Source organism: Pseudomonas sp. EL_65y_Pfl1_R83 (assembly GCF_963970695.1).
Classification (GTDB): domain Bacteria; phylum Pseudomonadota; class Gammaproteobacteria; order Pseudomonadales; family Pseudomonadaceae; genus Aquipseudomonas; species Aquipseudomonas tritici.
Genome location: NZ_CAXAQI010000009.1, coordinates 187,136 through 205,156, shown reverse-complemented (window position 1 = coordinate 205,156; position 18,021 = coordinate 187,136). Strand labels below are relative to the sequence as shown.

The 18,021-nt window shown below is 60.2% G+C and carries 18 protein-coding genes and 3 pseudogenes; 12 read left to right on the top strand and 9 right to left on the bottom strand.

Annotation, left to right across the window (positions count from 1 at the left end):
- Positions 1 to 12: 12 nt before the first annotated feature.
- On the top strand, positions 13 to 930 hold the full coding sequence (locus AACY08_RS15460; protein ID WP_339417077.1) for a LysR family transcriptional regulator: 918 nt from the start codon (positions 13 to 15) through the stop codon (positions 928 to 930).
- Between the two features lie 33 nt (positions 931 to 963).
- On the opposite strand, the gene AACY08_RS15455 is transcribed toward AACY08_RS15460, so the two are convergent.
- The gene (locus AACY08_RS15455) at positions 964 to 1,425 is read right to left on the bottom strand and encodes a multidrug/biocide efflux PACE transporter (protein WP_339470200.1); all 462 of its coding nucleotides are present in this window, start codon (positions 1,423 to 1,425) and stop codon (positions 964 to 966) included.
- A gap of 89 nt (positions 1,426 to 1,514) precedes the next feature.
- Between AACY08_RS15455 and AACY08_RS15450 the strand changes: the two genes are divergently transcribed.
- A complete protein-coding gene (locus AACY08_RS15450) occupies positions 1,515 to 2,369 on the top strand; it encodes a LysR family transcriptional regulator (protein WP_339470198.1) in 855 nt (284 codons plus the stop codon).
- A 347-nt stretch (positions 2,370 to 2,716) separates the two neighbouring features.
- Positions 2,717 to 3,211: a GNAT family N-acetyltransferase gene (locus AACY08_RS15445; protein ID WP_339470196.1), complete on the top strand. Its 495-nt coding sequence runs from the start codon at positions 2,717 to 2,719 to the stop codon at positions 3,209 to 3,211.
- Positions 3,212 to 3,276: 65 nt separating this feature from the next.
- Here the strand turns inward: AACY08_RS15445 and AACY08_RS15440 are convergent, their stop codons facing one another.
- Positions 3,277 to 3,759, bottom strand: coding sequence for a GyrI-like domain-containing protein (locus AACY08_RS15440; RefSeq protein ID WP_339436047.1), 483 nt, complete (start codon positions 3,757 to 3,759; stop codon positions 3,277 to 3,279).
- 196 nt (positions 3,760 to 3,955) lie between these two features.
- Between AACY08_RS15440 and alaC the strand changes: the two genes are divergently transcribed.
- On the top strand, positions 3,956 to 5,167 hold the full coding sequence (gene alaC / locus AACY08_RS15435) for an alanine transaminase (protein WP_339470195.1): 1,212 nt from the start codon (positions 3,956 to 3,958) through the stop codon (positions 5,165 to 5,167).
- A 162-nt stretch (positions 5,168 to 5,329) separates the two neighbouring features.
- Here alaC and AACY08_RS15430 read toward each other — a convergent pair whose 3' ends face one another.
- On the bottom strand, positions 5,330 to 6,682 hold the full coding sequence (locus AACY08_RS15430; RefSeq protein ID WP_339470194.1) for a GntP family permease: 1,353 nt from the start codon (positions 6,680 to 6,682) through the stop codon (positions 5,330 to 5,332).
- An 83-nt stretch (positions 6,683 to 6,765) separates the two neighbouring features.
- The gene (locus AACY08_RS15425) at positions 6,766 to 7,299 is read right to left on the bottom strand and encodes a gluconokinase (RefSeq protein ID WP_339470192.1); all 534 of its coding nucleotides are present in this window, start codon (positions 7,297 to 7,299) and stop codon (positions 6,766 to 6,768) included.
- Positions 7,300 to 7,512: 213 nt separating this feature from the next.
- Between AACY08_RS15425 and AACY08_RS15420 the strand changes: the two genes are divergently transcribed.
- From AACY08_RS15420 to AACY08_RS15400, 5 genes are all read left to right on the top strand, one after another.
- Entirely contained in the window at positions 7,513 to 8,544 is a 1,032-nt protein-coding gene (locus AACY08_RS15420; RefSeq protein WP_339470250.1) for a LacI family DNA-binding transcriptional regulator, read from the top strand.
- A gap of 135 nt (positions 8,545 to 8,679) precedes the next feature.
- Positions 8,680 to 9,312, top strand: coding sequence for a glutathione S-transferase family protein (locus AACY08_RS15415; protein ID WP_339470190.1), 633 nt, complete (start codon positions 8,680 to 8,682; stop codon positions 9,310 to 9,312).
- Between the two features lie 15 nt (positions 9,313 to 9,327).
- Complete coding sequence (locus AACY08_RS15410; protein WP_339417086.1) at positions 9,328 to 10,080, top strand: NAD-dependent epimerase/dehydratase family protein; 753 nt, start codon at positions 9,328 to 9,330, stop codon at positions 10,078 to 10,080.
- A gap of 127 nt (positions 10,081 to 10,207) precedes the next feature.
- Positions 10,208 to 11,623: an MFS transporter gene (locus AACY08_RS15405; protein ID WP_339470189.1), complete on the top strand. Its 1,416-nt coding sequence runs from the start codon at positions 10,208 to 10,210 to the stop codon at positions 11,621 to 11,623.
- Positions 11,624 to 11,755: 132 nt separating this feature from the next.
- Positions 11,756 to 12,253: a hypothetical protein gene (locus AACY08_RS15400; protein WP_339470188.1), complete on the top strand. Its 498-nt coding sequence runs from the start codon at positions 11,756 to 11,758 to the stop codon at positions 12,251 to 12,253.
- A gap of 74 nt (positions 12,254 to 12,327) precedes the next feature.
- On the opposite strand, the pseudogene AACY08_RS30490 reads toward AACY08_RS15400, so the two are convergent.
- The 3 genes and pseudogenes from AACY08_RS30490 to AACY08_RS15390 form a co-directional block, all read right to left on the bottom strand.
- Positions 12,328 to 12,747: pseudogene (locus AACY08_RS30490) on the bottom strand (methyl-accepting chemotaxis protein); the annotation flags it as partial.
- Positions 12,748 to 12,870: 123 nt separating this feature from the next.
- Positions 12,871 to 13,647, bottom strand: a pseudogene (locus AACY08_RS30485) (PAS domain-containing protein); the annotation flags it as partial.
- Between the two features lie 166 nt (positions 13,648 to 13,813).
- Positions 13,814 to 14,683 carry a LysR family transcriptional regulator gene (locus AACY08_RS15390; RefSeq protein ID WP_339470186.1) on the bottom strand — a complete coding sequence of 290 codons (870 nt, stop codon included), beginning with the start codon at positions 14,681 to 14,683 and terminating at the stop codon, positions 13,814 to 13,816.
- Positions 14,684 to 14,779: 96 nt separating this feature from the next.
- Here AACY08_RS15390 and gstA point away from each other — a divergent pair, with 96 nt between their 5' ends.
- The 3 genes and pseudogenes from gstA to AACY08_RS15375 form a co-directional block, all read left to right on the top strand.
- A complete protein-coding gene (gene gstA / locus AACY08_RS15385; RefSeq protein WP_339470184.1) occupies positions 14,780 to 15,388 on the top strand; it encodes a glutathione transferase GstA in 609 nt (202 codons plus the stop codon).
- 240 nt (positions 15,389 to 15,628) lie between these two features.
- Positions 15,629 to 16,066 carry a GNAT family N-acetyltransferase gene (locus AACY08_RS15380; protein ID WP_339470182.1) on the top strand — a complete coding sequence of 146 codons (438 nt, stop codon included), beginning with the start codon at positions 15,629 to 15,631 and terminating at the stop codon, positions 16,064 to 16,066.
- A 58-nt stretch (positions 16,067 to 16,124) separates the two neighbouring features.
- Positions 16,125 to 16,350: pseudogene (locus AACY08_RS15375) on the top strand (methyltransferase); the annotation flags it as partial.
- 113 nt (positions 16,351 to 16,463) lie between these two features.
- Here AACY08_RS15375 and def read toward each other — a convergent pair.
- Both def and AACY08_RS15365 read right to left on the bottom strand, forming a co-directional pair.
- Positions 16,464 to 17,003 carry a peptide deformylase gene (def, locus tag AACY08_RS15370; RefSeq protein WP_339470178.1) on the bottom strand — a complete coding sequence of 180 codons (540 nt, stop codon included), beginning with the start codon at positions 17,001 to 17,003 and terminating at the stop codon, positions 16,464 to 16,466.
- 3 nt (positions 17,004 to 17,006) lie between these two features.
- Positions 17,007 to 17,957, bottom strand: coding sequence for a YihY/virulence factor BrkB family protein (locus AACY08_RS15365; RefSeq protein WP_339470177.1), 951 nt, complete (start codon positions 17,955 to 17,957; stop codon positions 17,007 to 17,009).
- Positions 17,958 to 18,021 lie beyond the last annotated feature (64 nt).

The window sequence follows — 18,021 nt, the reverse complement described above, 5'->3', positions numbered from 1 at the left end:
TTGGAGAGGCAGATGTCCCTGACCTTGCGCCAAGTCCGCTATTTCGTCGCCACGGCTGAGATTGGCCAGATTTCCCAGGCGGCGATTCACCTGAATATCTCCCAATCGGCAGTGACCACGGCGATCAAGGAATTGGAGGCCATGCTGGGTGTGCAACTGTTCGTACGCTCGGCCCAGGGCATGAACCTGACCGACGCCGGCCGGCACTTTCTCAACCGCGCCTATGTAATTGTGCGCAGTGTCGATGATGCGTTGAACAGCCCGTTGCCCGACTACCGCGCCAGTGGCGTGTTGCGCCTGGCGGCCAGCTATACGGTGCTCGGCTACTTCCTGCCCCACCACTTGCAACGCATGGAACACTGGCACCCGGACGTCACCATCGAGGTCTTTGAGCAGGAGCGCCAAGCCATCGAACAAGGTTTGCTCGACGGCCAGTTCGACATGGCGGTGGTGCTCACCGCCAACCTCACCCACCCGGATATCGTCTCGGAAATCCTGTTCAATTCGGAACGCCGCCTGTGGCTGCCCAGCCATCACCCCCTGTGCGAACGCGGCGCCGTGAGCCTGGCGGATGTGGCCCAGGAGCCCTACATCCTGCTCACCGTCGACGAGGCCGAGCACAGCGCCATGCGCTACTGGGAGCAGGCCGGGCAAGCACCAGAGGTGCGGCTGCGCACCAGTTCGGTGGAGGCAGTGCGCAGCATGGTTGCCAATGGCAGTGGTGTGGCGATCCTGTCAGACCTGGTGCACAGGCCTTGGTCATTGGAAGGCAAACGCATCGAAACCCTGACCGTCACCGACCCGGTAACGCCCATGAGCGTCGGCCTGGCTTGGCACCGTGAGCGTGCGTTTACCCCGGCGATGCAGGCGGTGCGCGATTACTTCCACGACGCGTTCCTGGCGCCGCAGCAGTTGTCGGCGCGACGCTAGAGCCGGGCTTGCAAGGTGGCGGCAGCAACTGGATCACCGGTCAGCGCATTGAGGCTTCGGGGGGGATGTTTCTTTAATCCCCAGGCGCTTCTCGCGCAGCACGTCATAGCCCCAGTGATACACATAGGTGTACGGCAGGAAAAACAGCAGTACACCTATGTCGAGGATGAACGCCTGGATCAGGCTGATGTTCAGCCACGCCGCGATCAGCGGCACGCACACCAGAATCAGCCCGCCTTCAAACAGCAACGCATGCAACACCCGCGTCCACGGCGTGTTGGCCAGTTGCAGGCGCACCTTGAGGCGGTCGAACAGGCCGTTGAAGATCACGTTCCAGGTCAGCGCGATCAGGCTGATCGCCAGGGTGACCATGCCCATTTCCAGGGCGGGCTTGTCCATGATCCACGCCAGCAATGGGGTGCAGATCAACAATGCCAATCCCTCAAAACCGATGGCTTGGCAAACACGTTCAGTAACCGACTTGGTAGGGCTCATAACCTGGGCTCAGTGAGTGACGAGGGTTGCCATGATCGCTCTCTGACTCGATACTTCATAACCAATAACCATCGATCAAGGCGATAGTAATGGCCTCCCATGAAGTGCTGCTGGCGTTTGTGCAGGCAGCCACCCAGGGCTCGTTTTCCGCAGCGGCGCGCAAGCTGGGCAAGAGCCAGTCCACCGTCAGCGCGGCAGTGGCGAGCCTGGAGATTGACCTGAATGTGGTGCTGTTTGACCGCACTAGCCGCAAGCCGACGCTGACGCCGGCCGGCCATGTGTTGCTGCAACGCGCCGAGCAGGTGCTGGAGGCCAGCAGTCGTTTGGAGCTGGCAGCGAGCCAGTTGGCCCAGGGTTTGGAGCCGAAGCTGACCATCGCCATGTCCGATACTTACCAGTCCGATCGCTTCGAGGTCGCGCTCAGCGCCTTTGAGCAGCGTTACCCGGACCTTGAACTGGAATGCCTGATCGCTGAGTGCGAGGATTTGGTTGCCTTGGTACAAAGTGGCCGCGCGCACCTCGCTTTTATTGAAAAACAGGATAACTACCCGCCCGACCTCACCGGCGCGCCGGTAGCAGAAAGCACGGAAATCTCACTGTTCGTCGCGGCCAGACACCCACTGGCCAACCTGAAAAACATCCCCGCCGACACGCTGCAGCAGCATCGCGAACTGCGCCTGGCCAGCATCATCAACCCGACTGAAACCCGCCCCAGCGGCCGCGTGTGGTCGGCGCCGAGTTACTTGATGTTGATGGAAATGGCGCAACTGGGCTTCGGCTGGGCACCGCTGCCGCGCTGGTTGGTCGAACGTTTTGATGGCGGCCAATTGGTCGAGCTCAAAGCACGCAGTTGGCCGCGCTCGGTGGCGGTGGATGCGCTGTGGTCGCGGCAGCACCCGCCTGGGCCGGCGGGGAGTTGGTTGTTGGGCAAGATGCTTGAGTGATCCCGGCCAGACAATGAAGATCAAAGCGGGCTTGCTCGCGAGAGCGGGGGGTGAGTCAATTTATGTGTGGCTGGAACATCGCGTTCGCGAGCAAGCCTGCTCTCACATTTTGATCACCTACCGTGCGCTCGATCCCGCATGCCTTCGGTGACCCGCGTCACCAACCGATCCAGGCTCTGACCCCATCTGTCATGAAACCTCTTGAGTCTTATGAGTGCTGTGTTCAGAGACTCAATGGGCGCACGGGACTCACTATAGTTCGCGTCGCTCAAGGTTTCCGGTCGACCCGACAGACGCCAAACCCGCTAGAATCACGCCTCTTCGTAGGATTTCGGATGCGCCCCCCCATGGAAACCCGCCTCGTCTCCTATGAGACGCTGAGCCTTGTACAGAAACAGCAGCTCGACACCCTGCAAGTGCATCCCGAGCAACTGGCGTATTCCGGTGATATCTACTGTGCGCTGAACAGCCTGCTGGTCAATCCCTATCCCGACGCGATCAAAGGCTTCGCCCTGCTCGCCGACAACCAGCCCGTGGCCTTCCTGTTGCTCAAACGCCCACCTTGCCTGCCCCATTGGGCCGATGAACACAGCGCGACGCTGCATGCATTGCAGGTGGACCGGCACCAGCAAGGGCGCGGATTCGGCAAGGCATGTTTGCAGGCGTTGCCGGCGGCGGCATTGCAAGCGTGGCCACAGATCAAGGGCTTGGAGTTGTCGGTGGACGCGGAAAATGTGCCGGCGATGCGACTGTATCTGGCGGCAGGATGGGTGGACAGTGGGGAGGCGTACAAGGGGCGGATTGGGTATGAGCGCCGGTTGAGGTGGGCGTTTAATCCTTAGCGGAATGTCACGTAAACAGGACGTTCGCACGTGCATGTCCTGTTTACGTGGCATGGGCAGCAGTTTCAGCCTCTTTCGCCAACCGGCAACCAGATCTCCACCGTGCCGGTGCCTTTGCGCCCATCAAAATCCGCACTGTATCGCTCGAAATCCGCGCCTATCACCTTATAGCCCGAAGATGGCAGCCATTCGAACATGATGCGCTCGTAGGTTTGCTCAAGCGCCTGCACCGGCCCGTAATGCGGGAACACGGCATAGTTGAGCGGCGGAATTTCGATAGACTCGAAATTGCCCGGCACTTCGGCTTTACTCGGGACTTCAACACCGGCCATGTAATCGAATTCGCCGTGATGGGGGTTATGGCAAACGCCATACGTCACCCCGCCAACGCGCTGCTTGATGTCCTTGATGCAGGTATCAAACAACTCCCACAGTTTGGGGATATCACCCACGGTGGCTTTTGAATAACGCCCTTGTACACCGGCAATCACCAGAGCCTTGCCCGCTTCCATGCGCGGTTCTAACGGTTGTTTTGTCTGCTGATCCATACGAACAGTCTCCTTCTTATGAGGGAACAAACCCGTATCGAGTATAGGGGCATATCCGTATTGGACTCCATGCAGAAAATTTTCCTACGCATCTGGACAACTGGCCATCACCGACCGTATTGTCTGCCCCGCAGGCCACCGCAGTGGCCGACGTCGCTCGGACGGTTCCGGGCGCTTACGTACTCTCGAGGCAACAATGGCTGACCAAGGTTTGCCGCGCCGCTTTGCGCGCATAGATCGACTCCCCCCTTACGTGTTCAATATCACTGCCGAGCTGAAGATGGCTGCGCGTCGGCGCGGCGAAGACATCATCGACTTGAGCATGGGTAACCCTGACGGCCCGACCCCACCGCATATCGTGGAGAAAATGGTCACCGTCGCCCAGCGTGAAGACACCCACGGCTACTCCACCTCCAAAGGCATTCCGCGCCTGCGCCGGGCGATTTCGCGCTGGTACAAAGACCGCTATGAAGTGGACATCAACCCGGAAACCGAGGCCATCGTGACCATCGGTTCCAAGGAAGGCCTGGCGCACTTGATGCTGGCCACCCTGGACCAGGGCGACACTGTTTTGGTGCCGAACCCGAGCTACCCGATCCACATCTACGGTGCCGTGATTGCCGGCGCCCAGGTCCGCTCGGTGCCGCTGATTCCTGGCGTGGACTTCTTCGCTGAACTGGAACGGGCGATTCGCGGTTCGATCCCCAAACCGAAGATGATGATCCTGGGCTTCCCGTCCAACCCCACTGCGCAGTGCGTGGAGTTGGATTTCTTCGAGCGTGTGATTGCGCTGGCCAAGCAGTACGACGTGCTGGTGGTGCACGACCTGGCCTACGCCGACATCGTCTACGACGGCTGGAAAGCCCCGTCGATCATGCAGGTGCCGGGCGCCAAGGACATTGCGGTGGAGTTTTTCACCCTGTCCAAGAGCTACAACATGGCCGGCTGGCGCATCGGTTTCATGGTGGGTAACCCGGAACTGGTCAACGCCCTGGCGCGGATCAAGAGTTATCACGACTACGGCACTTTCACTCCGCTGCAAGTGGCGGCGATTGCGGCGCTGGAAGGCGATCAGCAGTGCGTGAAGGACATTGCCGAGCAGTATCGCCAGCGGCGTAACGTGCTGGTCAAGGGCCTGCATGAGCTGGGCTGGATGGTCGAGAATCCAAAGGCGTCGATGTACGTCTGGGCGAAAATCCCCGAAGCGTATGCTGCCATGGGCTCGCTGGAGTTTGCCAAGAAACTGCTGCTGGAAGCCAAGGTGTGTGTGTCGCCGGGGATTGGGTTTGGCGAGTATGGCGATGATCATGTGCGCTTTGCGCTGATCGAGAACCAGGACCGGATTCGCCAGGCAGTGCGGGGGATTCGCGGGATGTTCCGGGCGGATGGCCTGGTCACCAAGGCCTGACCCGACTCACCTGTTGGGATGTGATTAAAACTGTGTACAAGCGGGCTTGCTCGCGAAAGCGCAATGTCAGTCAATGGAGTTGGCGACTGATCCACCGCATTCGCGAGCAAGCCCGCTCCCACATTTGCATCGGGTTTTCACCCAAGCTTCAGGGTGTGTACGTCACACCACCAACGACAACAGCATGATAAAGATCAACGCCACGATCGACAGAATCGTCTCCATCGCCGTCCACGTCTTGAACGTCTCAGCCACGGTCATGTTGAAGTACTGCTTCACCAGCCAGAACCCCGCATCGTTGACGTGAGACAGGATCAACGAACCCGCCCCTGTCGCCAACACCAGCAGCTCACGGTTAACCCCTGGAATCATGCCTACCACTGGCACCACAATGCCCGCGCCAGTAATGGTCGCCACGGTGGCCGAGCCCGTCGCGACGCGAATCACCGCCGCCACCAGCCACGCCAGCAGGATCGGGTTGATCTGCGCGTTCACCGCCATATGGCCGATCACGTCGCCCACACCGCTGGTCACCAGCATCTGCTTGAAGCCACCACCGGCACCGATGATCAGAATGATCGCGGCGGTCGGCGCAAGGCTGGCGTCGAGCAGCTTGAGGATTTGCTTGGAGTGAATGCCCTGGCGATGGCCGAAGGTATACAGCGACAGCAGCAACGCCAGCAGCAGCGCAGTGATCGGGTGACCGATCATGTCCATCCAGTTGCGCACCACGCTGCCTTCGGCAAACGCGATGTCGGCAAAGGTTTTGAGCAGCATCAGGAACACCGGCAGCAGCACGGTGACCAGGGTGATGCCAAAGCTCGGCAACGACTTGTTATCGGTATCGCGGGCCAGTTGGTCGACCAGTTCCTGGGACGGGTTGCCCGGGATGTACTTGGCGATAAACGTACCGAAGATCGGGCCGGCGATGATGGCAGTCGGCAGTGCGACGATCAGGCCGTACAGGATGGTCTTGCCGATGTCCGCGCCAAACACGCCGATGGCCAGCAGCGGGCCCGGGTGCGGTGGCACCAGGCCGTGTACGGCCGACAGGCCGGCCAGCAGCGGGATGCCGATCTTGATCAGCGACACGCCGGTGCGTCGCGCGACGATGAATACCAGCGGGATCAGCAAGACAAAACCGATCTCGAAGAACAGCGGGATACCCACCAGGAACGCGGCAAACATCATCGCCCACTGGACCTTGTCCTTGCCAAAGGCGCGGATCAGGGTCTGGGCGATCTGATCGGCGCCGCCGGATTCGGCCATCATCTTGCCGAGCATGGTGCCCAGCGCGAGGATGATGCCGACAAAGCCGAGCACCCCGCCGAAACCGTCCTGGAACGCCTTGATGATCTTGTCCACGGGCATGCCCGAGGTCAGGCCGAGGAAGCCGGCCGCGATGATCAGTGCAATGAACGGGTGCACCTTGAACTTGGTGATCAGAACGATCAACCCGATGATAGTGACCACTGCGTCTAGCAGCAGGTAGGACTCGTGGGACATGCCAAACATGGGGGGTCTCTCCTGTTTGTTGTTGTTATTAAAGCGGGTGTTGAATCTTTCGCCGGGGATAGCGCTATCTTTCCGGCAAAAAATTATCGGGTTGGTTCAAAGCCGTGTTGCAGCCACCAGGTGTTGGTCTGCTCGGCCAGTTCCTCGATGCTGTCTTCGCTGGCGTTGAGGGCCAGGGTCAGCGGTTCGCCTATCGGCGATTCGAGGGTAGCGAACTGGCTGTCGATCAGGCTGGCCGGCATGAAATGGCCGGGGCGATGGGACACGCGGTCGGCGGCCACTTCGCGGGTCAGCTCCAAAAAGACAAACCCCAGGCCCGGCGCGGCTTCGCGCAGGTGGTCGCGGTATTTTTTCTTGAGTGAGGAGCAGGTGAGCACCGGGTGTTCGCCGGCCTTGAGCGAACGGCGCAGTTCCTCGCACAGGATGTCGAGCCAGCCGGCGCGGTCGTCGTCGTCGAGGGGGTGGCCGGCGCTCATCTTTTCGATATTCGCGGCGGGGTGAAAGCTGTCGCCTTCAATGGCGGTGGCGCCGTTCAGCCGGCACAGGGCCTCGCTGACGCTGGTCTTGCCACAGCCGGCAACACCCATGATAACCAGGGCGGTAACAGGTTGACTCATGAAACACCTCAGGACGCAGATAGCGCTACCTTTGCACGCTGTAAGGCTAGTGCAAAAACAGGCTTTTCCCGCGCCGTCTTGTCTTTTTTTATGGAGTGACGCGTGCATCCGCTCCAATCATTCGAACGGGATCAGGCAACCCAACGTTCAAGCATTTGCAGCCGTTTGGAGACAGCGCTACCTTAGTGCCTCGATTTTTGTTTGGCAAGCCGCCTGATGACCTCTAAGAACGATAAAAAATTGCGCACCACGGGTCGCCCGACCCTTAACGAGGTCGCCCGCCTGGCCGGCGTCAGCCCGATTACCGCGTCGCGCGCCCTGCGTGGCATCAGCACCGTCGCCACCGAGCTGGTGGAAAAAGTGCAGCAGGCCGCCGCCGAACTCAACTACGTGGTCAACCCCGCCGCCCGTGCCCTGGCCTCGGCGCAGAGCCATTCGGTGGTGGTGTTGGTGCCGTCGCTGTCCAACCTGCTGTTCATCGAAACCCTTGAAGCCATTCACCAAGTGCTGCGGCCCAAGGGCTTTGAAGTGTTGATCGGTAACTTCCACTATTCGCGTGATGAAGAAGAAAACCTGCTGCGCAACTACATGGCCTACCAGCCACGTGGATTGCTACTCACCGGGTTCGATCGCACCGAAAGCGCCCGACGGATGGTCGAGGCCAGCAACGTGCCCTGCGTGTACATGATGGACCTGGACCCGAATGCCGGCGTGAACTGCGTGGGTTTCTCGCAGCTGGCGGCGGGTGAAACGGCGGCAGCGCATTTGCTGTCCCGTGGGTACAAACGATTGGCGTATATCGGCGCGCAACTGGACCAACGCACCTTGCTGCGTGGCGAAGGTTTCCGCGGGGCGCTGCAACAGGCCGGCCTGTATGACCCGGCGCTGGAATTGCTGACACCGCGGCCCTCTTCGGTCGGCTTGGGTGGCGAGCTGTTTTTGCAGCTGTTGGCCGCCCATCCGGATGTGGATGCGATCTTCTTTGGCAACGACGACCTGGCCCAAGGCGCGCTGCTGGAAGCCATGCGCCATGGCATCAAGGTGCCGGAGCGCGTCGCGGTGCTGGGTTTCAACGACCTGCCCGCCTCGTCCTATATGGTGCCGCGCCTGAGCAGCATCAGCACGCCGCGTGAAGCGATTGGCCGGCGTTCGGCGGAGCATTTGCTGACGATCATGGCGGGTAACAAGATCGCCAAGCCGGTGGTGGATATGGGGTTTGAATTGCAGGTGCGGGAGAGTACCTGACCTGTAATGCAGCACACCCTCCAATGTGGGAGCTGGCTTGCCAGCTCCCACATTTTTTACCGTGCCCGCGTTGAAATATCGCCGTAGCTTCCTGCCCCTGCTAGATTGGCTGCTCTCCATCGCAAGGGAAGCACCATGGGACACTCACTGAAAATCCTCGGCCGCACGTCCTCCATCAACGTGCGCAAAGTGCTATGGACCTGCCAGGAACTGGGCATCGACTACCAGCGCGAAGACTGGGGCATCGGCTTCAAGCCCACCCAGTCCGCTGAATTCCTCGCCTTGAACCCCAACGCCCAAATCCCCGTGCTGATCGACGACCACGGCGTGCTGTGGGAGTCCAACACCATCTGCCGCTACCTCGTGAACCTCTACCAACGGCATGACCTGCTGCCCGCCGAACCTGCGCCGCGGGCCCGGATCGAGCAATGGATAGACTGGCAAGCCATCGAACTCAACCGCGCCTGGGGCGATGCGTTCACGGCCTTGGTGCGCAACAACCCGGATGGTCTGGACGCCGCGCAGATCGCCGCTGCTGTGCAGGTCTGGAACGACAAGATGGGCATTCTGGAACAACAGCTCGTTCGCACAAACGCTTACGTGGCCGGTGATGAATTCACCCTCGCCGACATCCTGATCGGGCTGTCGGTGCACCGCTGGCAGATGACGCCTATGGAGCGCCCGCCCTACCCGGCCATTGCCGCGTACTATCAGCGACTGGGCCAGCACCAAGGGTTCCAGGCTTTCGCCCTTGACGGCCATAACTAAAAGAAGGACTCCACCGTGAAAGGCCTCAACGTACTGCTCACTGGCGCCTGCGGCAGAATCGGCAAGACGTTTTTCGAAGCCTCGAAAGACCGCTACCGTTTCACCCTCACGGACCGTATCGCGCCGAATTTCGACCTGGCCGAGCACCGTTTTGTGCACGCCGACCTCAGCGACCCATCCAGCCTGGTCGCCCTGCTCGACGGCATCGAGGTTATCGTGCACCTGTCAGGTATTCCGCACGCCAGCGCCTCATTCGACGAATTGCTGCCCAACAATATCCTCGCCACCACCTACCTGTTCGAAGCCGCCGTGGCCGCCGGGGTAAAACGCCTGGTGTTCGCCAGCAGCGCCCAGACCATCGAAGGCTACCCGGTAGACCGCCAGATCACGCCTGGCATGCAGGTCATGCCCGCCAACCTGTATGGCGTGAGCAAATGCTATGGCGAAGCGCTGTGTGGTTACTACGCAGCCAAAACGCCACTTTCGACGATCGCCCTGCGCATCGGCGCCTTTGAATTCCCCGAAACCCACGACCTGAACAACGCCCGCGACCTCAGCGCCTGGCTCAGCCCGCGTGATGCGGTGCAGTTGCTGCAGCGTTCGGTGGAGGCTGAAGGCGTGAAGCACCTGATCGCCCATGGCATATCCAATAACCGCTTCAAGCGCTTGGACCTGAGCGAAACCACACGCGTGCTGGGTTACCAACCGGTGGACGACGCCTTCCAGACGTTCGAAATACCCATAGCCTACGGAGGCTCTGCGCCATAAAACCTTGAAATATGAAGTTTTGGCGCAATAAATCGGTGAATGTGCAGCCAAACATGCACAACTTCACAAGCACCGATTTCCGTTAGCCCGCTAAGATTCCAGGTCACTGCCCCTGGAATCTCCTCCCATGTCCACACTCACCGCCTCTGCCGCCGACGGCATCGACCCCCTCCGTGCAGCCCATATCAGCGCGCGCATCGACCGCCTGCCCGCCGTTGCGACGGTCTCGCGCCTGGTGGCACTGCTGTCGATTGGCGGCTTTTTCGAGCTGTATGACCTGTTCCAGACCGCCTATATCAGCCCCGGCTTGATCAGCGACGGGATTTTCCATACCGGCAGCGCGGGCGTATTCGGCTTCTCCGACCAAGCCGCGTTCGCCTCGGTAACCTTCCTTGGCCTGTTCCTCGGCGCCAGCCTGCTCAGCCCCATCGCCGACCGCTATGGTCGGCGGGCGATCTTCACCTTTGCGTTGATCTGGTACACCGTCGCCACCGTGTTGATGGGTATCCAGACCTCCGCCGTGGGCATCATCTGCATGCGTTTTCTGGTGGGGATTGGCCTGGGCATTGAGCTGGTGACCATCGACGCCTACCTCTCGGAACTGGTGCCCAAGCGCATGCGCAGCTCGGCGTTTGCCTTCGCATTCTTTATCCAATTTCTGTCAGTGCCGGCCGTGGCATTGATGTCGTGGTGGCTGGTGCCGCAAGCGCCGTTCGGCGTGTCCGGCTGGCGCTGGGTGGTACTGTCGAGCGCGGTGTTTGCGTTGTTTATCTGGCAACTGCGCAAACGCCTGCCGGAGTCACCGCGTTGGCTTGCGCAAAAGGGCCGCTTCGAAGAAGCCGGTGCGATCCTGGATAACCTGGAGGCGCGCTGTCAGAAAGATCACGGCAAACCGCTGGACGAACCCGAGCCGCAGGCCGTCAGCGTGCAGGGCAGTGGCCGTTTTGCCGACATCTGGCAACCGCCGTACCGTCGCCGCGCGTTGATGCTGATTGTGTTTCATGTGTTTCAGGCCATCGGCTTTTTCGGCTTTGGCAATTGGTTGCCGGCGCTGCTTTCGGGCCAGGGCGTCAGCGTGACCCACAGCTTGCTCTACGCCTTTATCATCACACTCGCCTACCCGCTGGGGCCGTTGCTGTTTGTGAAAGTGGCCAACCGCTTTGAAAACAAATGGCAGATCGTCGGCTCAGCCATGGGCGCGGTGATCTTCGGCAGCCTGTTCGCGCTGCAAACCACGGCGGTGGGGCTGGTGATCTGCGGGGTGATGATCACGTTCTGCAATGCCTGGCTGAGCTTCAGCTATCACTCGTACCAGAGCGAGCTGTTCCCCACCAACATCCGCGCGCGGGCGGTGGGGTTCTATTATTCGTTCAGCCGTTTGTCCACGGTGTTCAGCAGCCTGTTGATCGGTTTTATCCTTGAACACCTGGGCACGCCTGGGGTGTTGGCGTTTATTGCCAGCAGCATGTTGATCGTGATGATCACCATCAGTTGGTTCGGGCCGCGTACGCGTAACTTGGCATTGGAAAATATCGCCCATTGACGGCAACGGTTGGCCGCCTGTGGGACACTACTTGCCGCGGCGGCGACATCATCCCCAATAAAACCGGGCGCTTCGCACCCGGCACGCTATTTGCTCCAGCTGTGGCACCGAACACTCCACAGGTGACCGATCATGCTGGTTAACAACAACACACAAGCCATGTCGACCGTTCAACAGATCAAACGGCCTGATATGGACCCTGCCAACGCCGCTGCCAGCGCGCTGTACAGCGGTGCCCTGCAGGCGACGCAGCAAAGCGTGACCATGCCGGCCGCGCAAAAGGAACTGGACAAGGCTACCGACCGTATCGACGAAGCCTTCGCCAAGACCCGCGTGCAACTGCAGGCCTCCGCTTCGGCCTCCGATGTGCCGGCGACCAGCGCTACCTCCGGCGCGCGGGCGGATTTTACCGACTACATGAGCAAGACGCCGGCCGAGCGTATCCGTGAGCAATTGCTCAAGGAACAGGGTTTGACCGAGGCGGATGTGCAGAACTTGTCGCAGGAAAAGCAGGACGCTATTTCAAAGCAAGTGGCTGACCGTTTGAAGCAGCAACAAGAGCAGCAGGTAGCGGCGAAGACGGTTGAGCCTCAGGCGCAAACCGTGAAAGAAACCTTGGCCGCGATCTAATCTTGTTCGACCTGTAATGAGCGGGCTTGTCGAGTCGTCGCACAGCCCGCTCATTACTACAAGCCTGCTCAGTGTTACTGAAGTTTTAGGGTCGAGTTGAACAGCCCGATCGCATCCACCACATGCCGTGACCCTTCCTGAATCTCCAGGATCACCTGCCCCGCTTCATTTGCCAGCTCCACCCCGAGCCCCGTGCGGCTCAAGCTCGATTGCATGCTCGACACCGCGCTCAGCGACAGGTCGTGGTTCTTGCGCACCACACCCACTATCTCCACCGTCGCTTGGCTGGTGCGCGCCGCGAGGCTGCGCACTTCGTCGGCCACCACTGCAAAGCCGCGCCCTTGCTCACCGGCCCGCGCTGCTTCAATTGCAGCGTTCAGCGCGAGCATATTGGTTTGCTCGGCAATGCCGCTGATGGTCTGGACGATGGCGCCGATGATGTCCGACTGCTTGTTGACCGCATCAATGCTCTCGGCGGCCTGGTTCAAGTCGTGGGAAATCTGTTCGATGATCTGCACGGTTTGCTGCACCACCTCCGAGCCCTTGCGCGCGCAGGCATCGTTTTGCACCGAGGTGGCGTGGGCCGAGTCGGCAGCGGTGCGCAGGGTGGTGACCTGGTCGGTAATGTCGCTCGCGAACTTCACCACTTTGTACAAGCGGCCATTGGGGTCGAAGATCGGGTTGTAGGAGGCTTCCAGGAACAGGGTCTTGCCGTATTTGTTTTTGCGCTCGAAGCGGTGTGAATGGTATTCACCGCGATTGAGGGAAGCCCAGAATGCAGTGTAGGCCGGCGACTCCACTTCGTTGCGGTGGCAGAACATGCTGTGGTGCTGGCCGACGATTTCATCCAGGGAATACTGCACGGTCTTCAGGAAGTTTTCGTTGGCATTGAGAATCTGGCCCTGAGGCGTGAACTCGATGACTGCCATGGAACGGCCTATGGCGTCGATCAGGCTCTGGTTTTCATGTTCGTGGTGAACCCGCGCAGAAATATCCGACGCGACTTTGATCACGCTCTGCACCTGATTGTCCTTGTCCAGCACCGGCATGTAGCTGGCTTCCAGCCACACCTCCTGGCCGTGCTTGTTCAAGCGCATGAAGGTGCCACTCAGCGCCTCGCCCCGCGCCAAGTCGCGCCATAGCTTGGCGTAACCGTAGGTGTGGGTGTAGGCGTCGTCGCAAAAGAGGCGGTGATGCTTGCCGCGAATCTCCTCGGCGCTGTAGCCCATGGTTTTGCAGAAGTTGTCGTTGGCGTCGAGGATCACGCCACTGGCGTCGAACTCGATCATGGCCATGGAGCGGCTGATGGCCGCGAGTTTGGCGTTGGTTTCGGTAAGTGCGCAGGAAAAGCGTTGGATTTCAAGCAGGTCGGATTTGTGATGGCGGTTGAACATGGTCAGATCACCCTGGATTCCCGGCGCACGGAAGGCGCGTTCCATTCATATGTTGGGTAGTGCTGGTACACCTTCATGGGGAATAACCATCCAAATCGCTTTATCTGCCAAGCGTCATCAACGGTTATGGGTGAGCATAGACAGGGCTAGGCACTATGCAAGGCCACTAATCAGCCAGCATTTCTAATAAAGCGCGGGCAGCGGCTGAAGGGTCACGGGTGGGCGAGCCGACCAAGGCAAACTCACGGTGCAGCGGCACCGTCAGCGGCATCACGCGCAAGCCTTTGCGCTGGGCCGGCAGAGCCATTTCCGGCACCAGCGTAACGCCCACGCCCTCGCGCACCAGGCTGAACGCGCTGTTCCATTCGCGCACTTCCACGCGGATATCGCGCAGCGTCAGCCCCGCTGCGGCGCCCAGGCTGCGCGCATTCGCGGTACACCCACCGGTGGCAAGCACGAACGGCTGCTCAAGTAATTCCTCAAGCGACACACTGGCATCGGCCGGACGTTGCGCCAGCGCATGGGCCACCGGTAGTACGACCATCCAGAAGTCCCGGCCCAATACCGTGGCATTGCGCTCGGGCTTGGGGTTGAGCACTACACCCAAGTCGATCAACTCCGCGTCGAGCAAGGTGAGCACTTCGTTGTCGGTGACATCCAGGGTGGTCACCTCGATCCCCGGATAAAGCTGGGCAAAGCGCTGCAACAACGGCGTCAGGAACCTGGCCAGCACCATGGGAAAACTGGCGATGCGAATCGTCCCACGCAGCATTGGGCGGGCTTCATCCACGGTGCTGCGAATGGTCTGCAAGGCTTTGAGCATCACCCGCGCCTGTTCGATCACACTCAAGCCCAGTGCGGTGGGCGAGGTCTTGCGTGGTGCACGGGTAAACAGCTGCGCGCCCAGGGTCGCCTCCATGCCGGCCATGGCCTGGCTGGCGGCGGATTGAGTCATACCGACGCGCTCGGCGGCGGCAGTGATGCTGCCGTGATCGGCCACGGCCACCAGCAGGCGCCAGTGCATCAGGTTCATCATGGCATTCGCTGTCCTTATGGCAGGAGTCTGAAGGTTTAATTTTACGCACGGTGCCATGCCCGCGAGACTGGCGCAAATTCAACGGAGCTGTTCAAGATGAAACTGTATTTCTTCCCCCACGCCTGCTCCCTCGCACCGCATATCGTGCTGCGCGAACTGGCGTTGCCGTTCGACCTGGTGCGGGTCGATAACCAGGCCAAGACCACCGCCGACGGCGAAGACTTCCTGCAGATCAACCCCAAGGGCTACGTTGCAGCGCTGAAACTGGACAACGGCCAGGTGCTGACCGAAGCCAGCGCGATCCTGCAGTATCTGGCTGACCTGAAACCCACAGCAAATCTAGCGCCGGCCAATGGCCGCTGGGAGCGTGTGCGTTTGCAGGAATGGCTGAATTTTATCGCCACCGAAGTGCATGGTGGGTCGGCGGTGTTCTTCAATGATGCGATTCAGGGCGAGGTGCGGGCCATGTTCCAGGCGACGCTGTTCAAGCGTTTTGCGGTGCTGGTGCAGACGCTGGAACGCCAGGATTACTTGCTGGGTTCGCAGTTCTCAGTAGCGGATGCGTACCTGTTCGTGGTGCTGCGCTGGGCGGCCTTTCACGCGATTGATCTGAGCGAGTGGCCGGCGCTGGCGGCATTTCAGCAGCGGGTGGGTGAGCGGCCAGCAGTGATTGCCTCGCTGGCCGCCGAATCCCCCGAAAGCTGAGTTCATTCAAAAACGGGTCTCAGTGACCGAACAGACCTGTCTCGGTTTTCTTGGCTTTCTTGTCAGCGCGTTTTTCATCGGCGGTCTTTGCCGGTTTTTTCTTCGCGGCTTTCTTTGAATCCATACCTTTGGCCATGATGCGTGCTCCACTGAACAGGGGATGTAGCACTGGGTATACCACCTATTGCGACGTAGAAGGCGCTTATAATCCCCAGCCCTTGATAACGCTGCCTGAACACCATGCCCGAATTACACATCGAACCGCTGGCAGAGCCGTTGTGGCCGCTGCTGAACAAGTTTTACCGCAGCCATAATTCGCCGATGAAGGCGCTCAAGGGCGGGCGTTTGTGGGTGGCCCGGGAGGGTGAGATCGTCGCGGGGCTGTGCCTCACGCCGGTGGTGGGTGGGCAGTGGTTGAGCGGTGTGTGTGTGGCACCCGCGTATCGCGGCCAGGGGTTGGCGGCGCGATTGATTCTTACGGCGGTGGCTGCTTGCGAGGGAACCGTTTGGTTGTTGTGTCATCCGGATCTGGAAGGGCTATACCAGCGCATGGGATTCACACAGGACACGCTGCTGCCGCAATCGCTTAGCGAGCGGTTGGTGCGCTACAAACGCAACAAACCCATGATCGCGATGGGCTTGGATCGTTTGGTGACGTCGACCCCGGATAATGTGTGATCAGCGCCTGCGAGCGCCATGCTAGCCTCGGCGGCACAGTGGCGCTTACAGGATGATCATGAACACGACGCTTGCAGTTCTCTCCCTCACCGCCCTGCTCGCCCCGGTCTTGAGCCAGGCGGCCGAGGCACCGATCAGCGCCAAGCAATACCAGAGCGTGCTCGCCGGCAGTTGGCGCGACCCGGCCAAAGGGCCCTCGACGGCTATCGGCATCCATCGCCGCCGTGCAGGCCGCAAGCAGCAGTGCTTACGCGCACACATCCGAAGAAAACCTGAAGAAAAAGGATGGGAGGACGTTGCGGTTCGTAAAGCCTGCTAAATAACCTGAGCAGAACGCGGGCTCAATGTGGAAGCGGGCTTGCTCGCTCCCACATTTGGACCTCATTGGATCTGAAAGCTATTCGTCAGCAGTGGGCTCGAGCTCCGGGAACATCACGTCAATAAACCCGAACTTACTGAAATCCGTAACTCGTGACGGGTACAACCGGCCGATCAAGTGATCGCACTCATGCTGCACCACCCGCGCATGAAAACCATCGGCAAAACGCACGATAGGCTCACCCTTCGGATCGAAGCCCTCGTAGCGAATCTGCTGGTAACGGCTCACCGCGCCACGCAGGCCCGGCACAGACAGGCAACCTTCGTAGCCCTCCTCCAGCACTGGGCTCAGTGGTGTGATCAGCGGGTTGATCAGGATGGTCTGCGGCACCGGCGGCGCGTCCGGGTAGCGTTCGCTGGACTCGAAACCAAAGATCACCAATTGCAGGTCGACACCAATCTGCGGTGCGGCCAGGCCGACGCCGCCCACATGTTCCATGGTCTGGAACATGTCATCGATCAATTGCCACAGCTCGGGGCTGTCGAACATTTCCGGCGGAACCGGCGGCGCGATACGCAGCAGGCGCTCGTCGCCCATTTTCAGGATTTCACGGATCATCGATCAGACTTCGTCAGGGGTGGGCTTGGAATGGTCCCGGCCGAGGCCTGAGACGTGCTGTTTTTCAGTGGTATGAGCCGGCGCATCAAACTCTTTTTCACCCGGTTCCTTACCTTCGGCGGACATGTGTTCGATCACTGCATTCATCTCCGCACCCAGCAGCAGCACCGCGGCGGAAATATAGAAGTACAGGAGCAGCACGATAATTGCGCCGATACTGCCATACATGGCGTTGTAGTCGGCAAAGGTTTTGACGTAATAGCCAAACCCCAGGGACGCGACGATCCACACCACCACCGCCAGCACCGAGCCTGGCGTGATAAAACGGAATTCCTGCTCGACGTCGGGCATCACGTAGTACATGAGGGCCACGGAGAACATCAGCAGGATCACGATCAGCGGCCAGCGCAGGATGGTCCACAGGGTGACCACGAATTCCTGCATGCCGATCTGCGCGGCGATCCACTCCATCACCTGCGGGCCAAGCACCATCAGCGCGGCGGCGGCCAACAGCATGCCGGCAATACCGATGGTATAGAGAATCGACAGCGGGAAACGCTTCCAGATCGGCCGGCCTTCAACCACGTCGTAGGCGGCGTTCATCGCACTCATCATCAGGCGCACGCCGGCCGAAGCCGTCCACAGCGCGATCACGATACCCACGGACAGCAGGCCACCCTTGGATTGCTGCAACTGGTCGATGACCGGGTTGACCTGCTCCAGCGCCTGGGGCGGCAACACCAGCTCCGACTGCAGGCGCAGCCAGGAGAAGAAATCCGGCAGGTGCAGGAAACCGATCAGCGCGATCAGGAACAGCAGAAAGGGAAACAGCGAGAACAGCATCTGGTAGGCCAGCGCCGAGGCGTAGGTGGGCATCTCGTCATCGACGAATTCCGTGACGGTGCGCACCAGCACTTTGTGCAGTTTGAGGCCTTGTAATACCGGAAAAAGCATAGCGTCTCCTTTCGCCGCAAAAGGTTGAGTTCGTGGGCGACTCAGGGGCCGTTTTCTACATCAA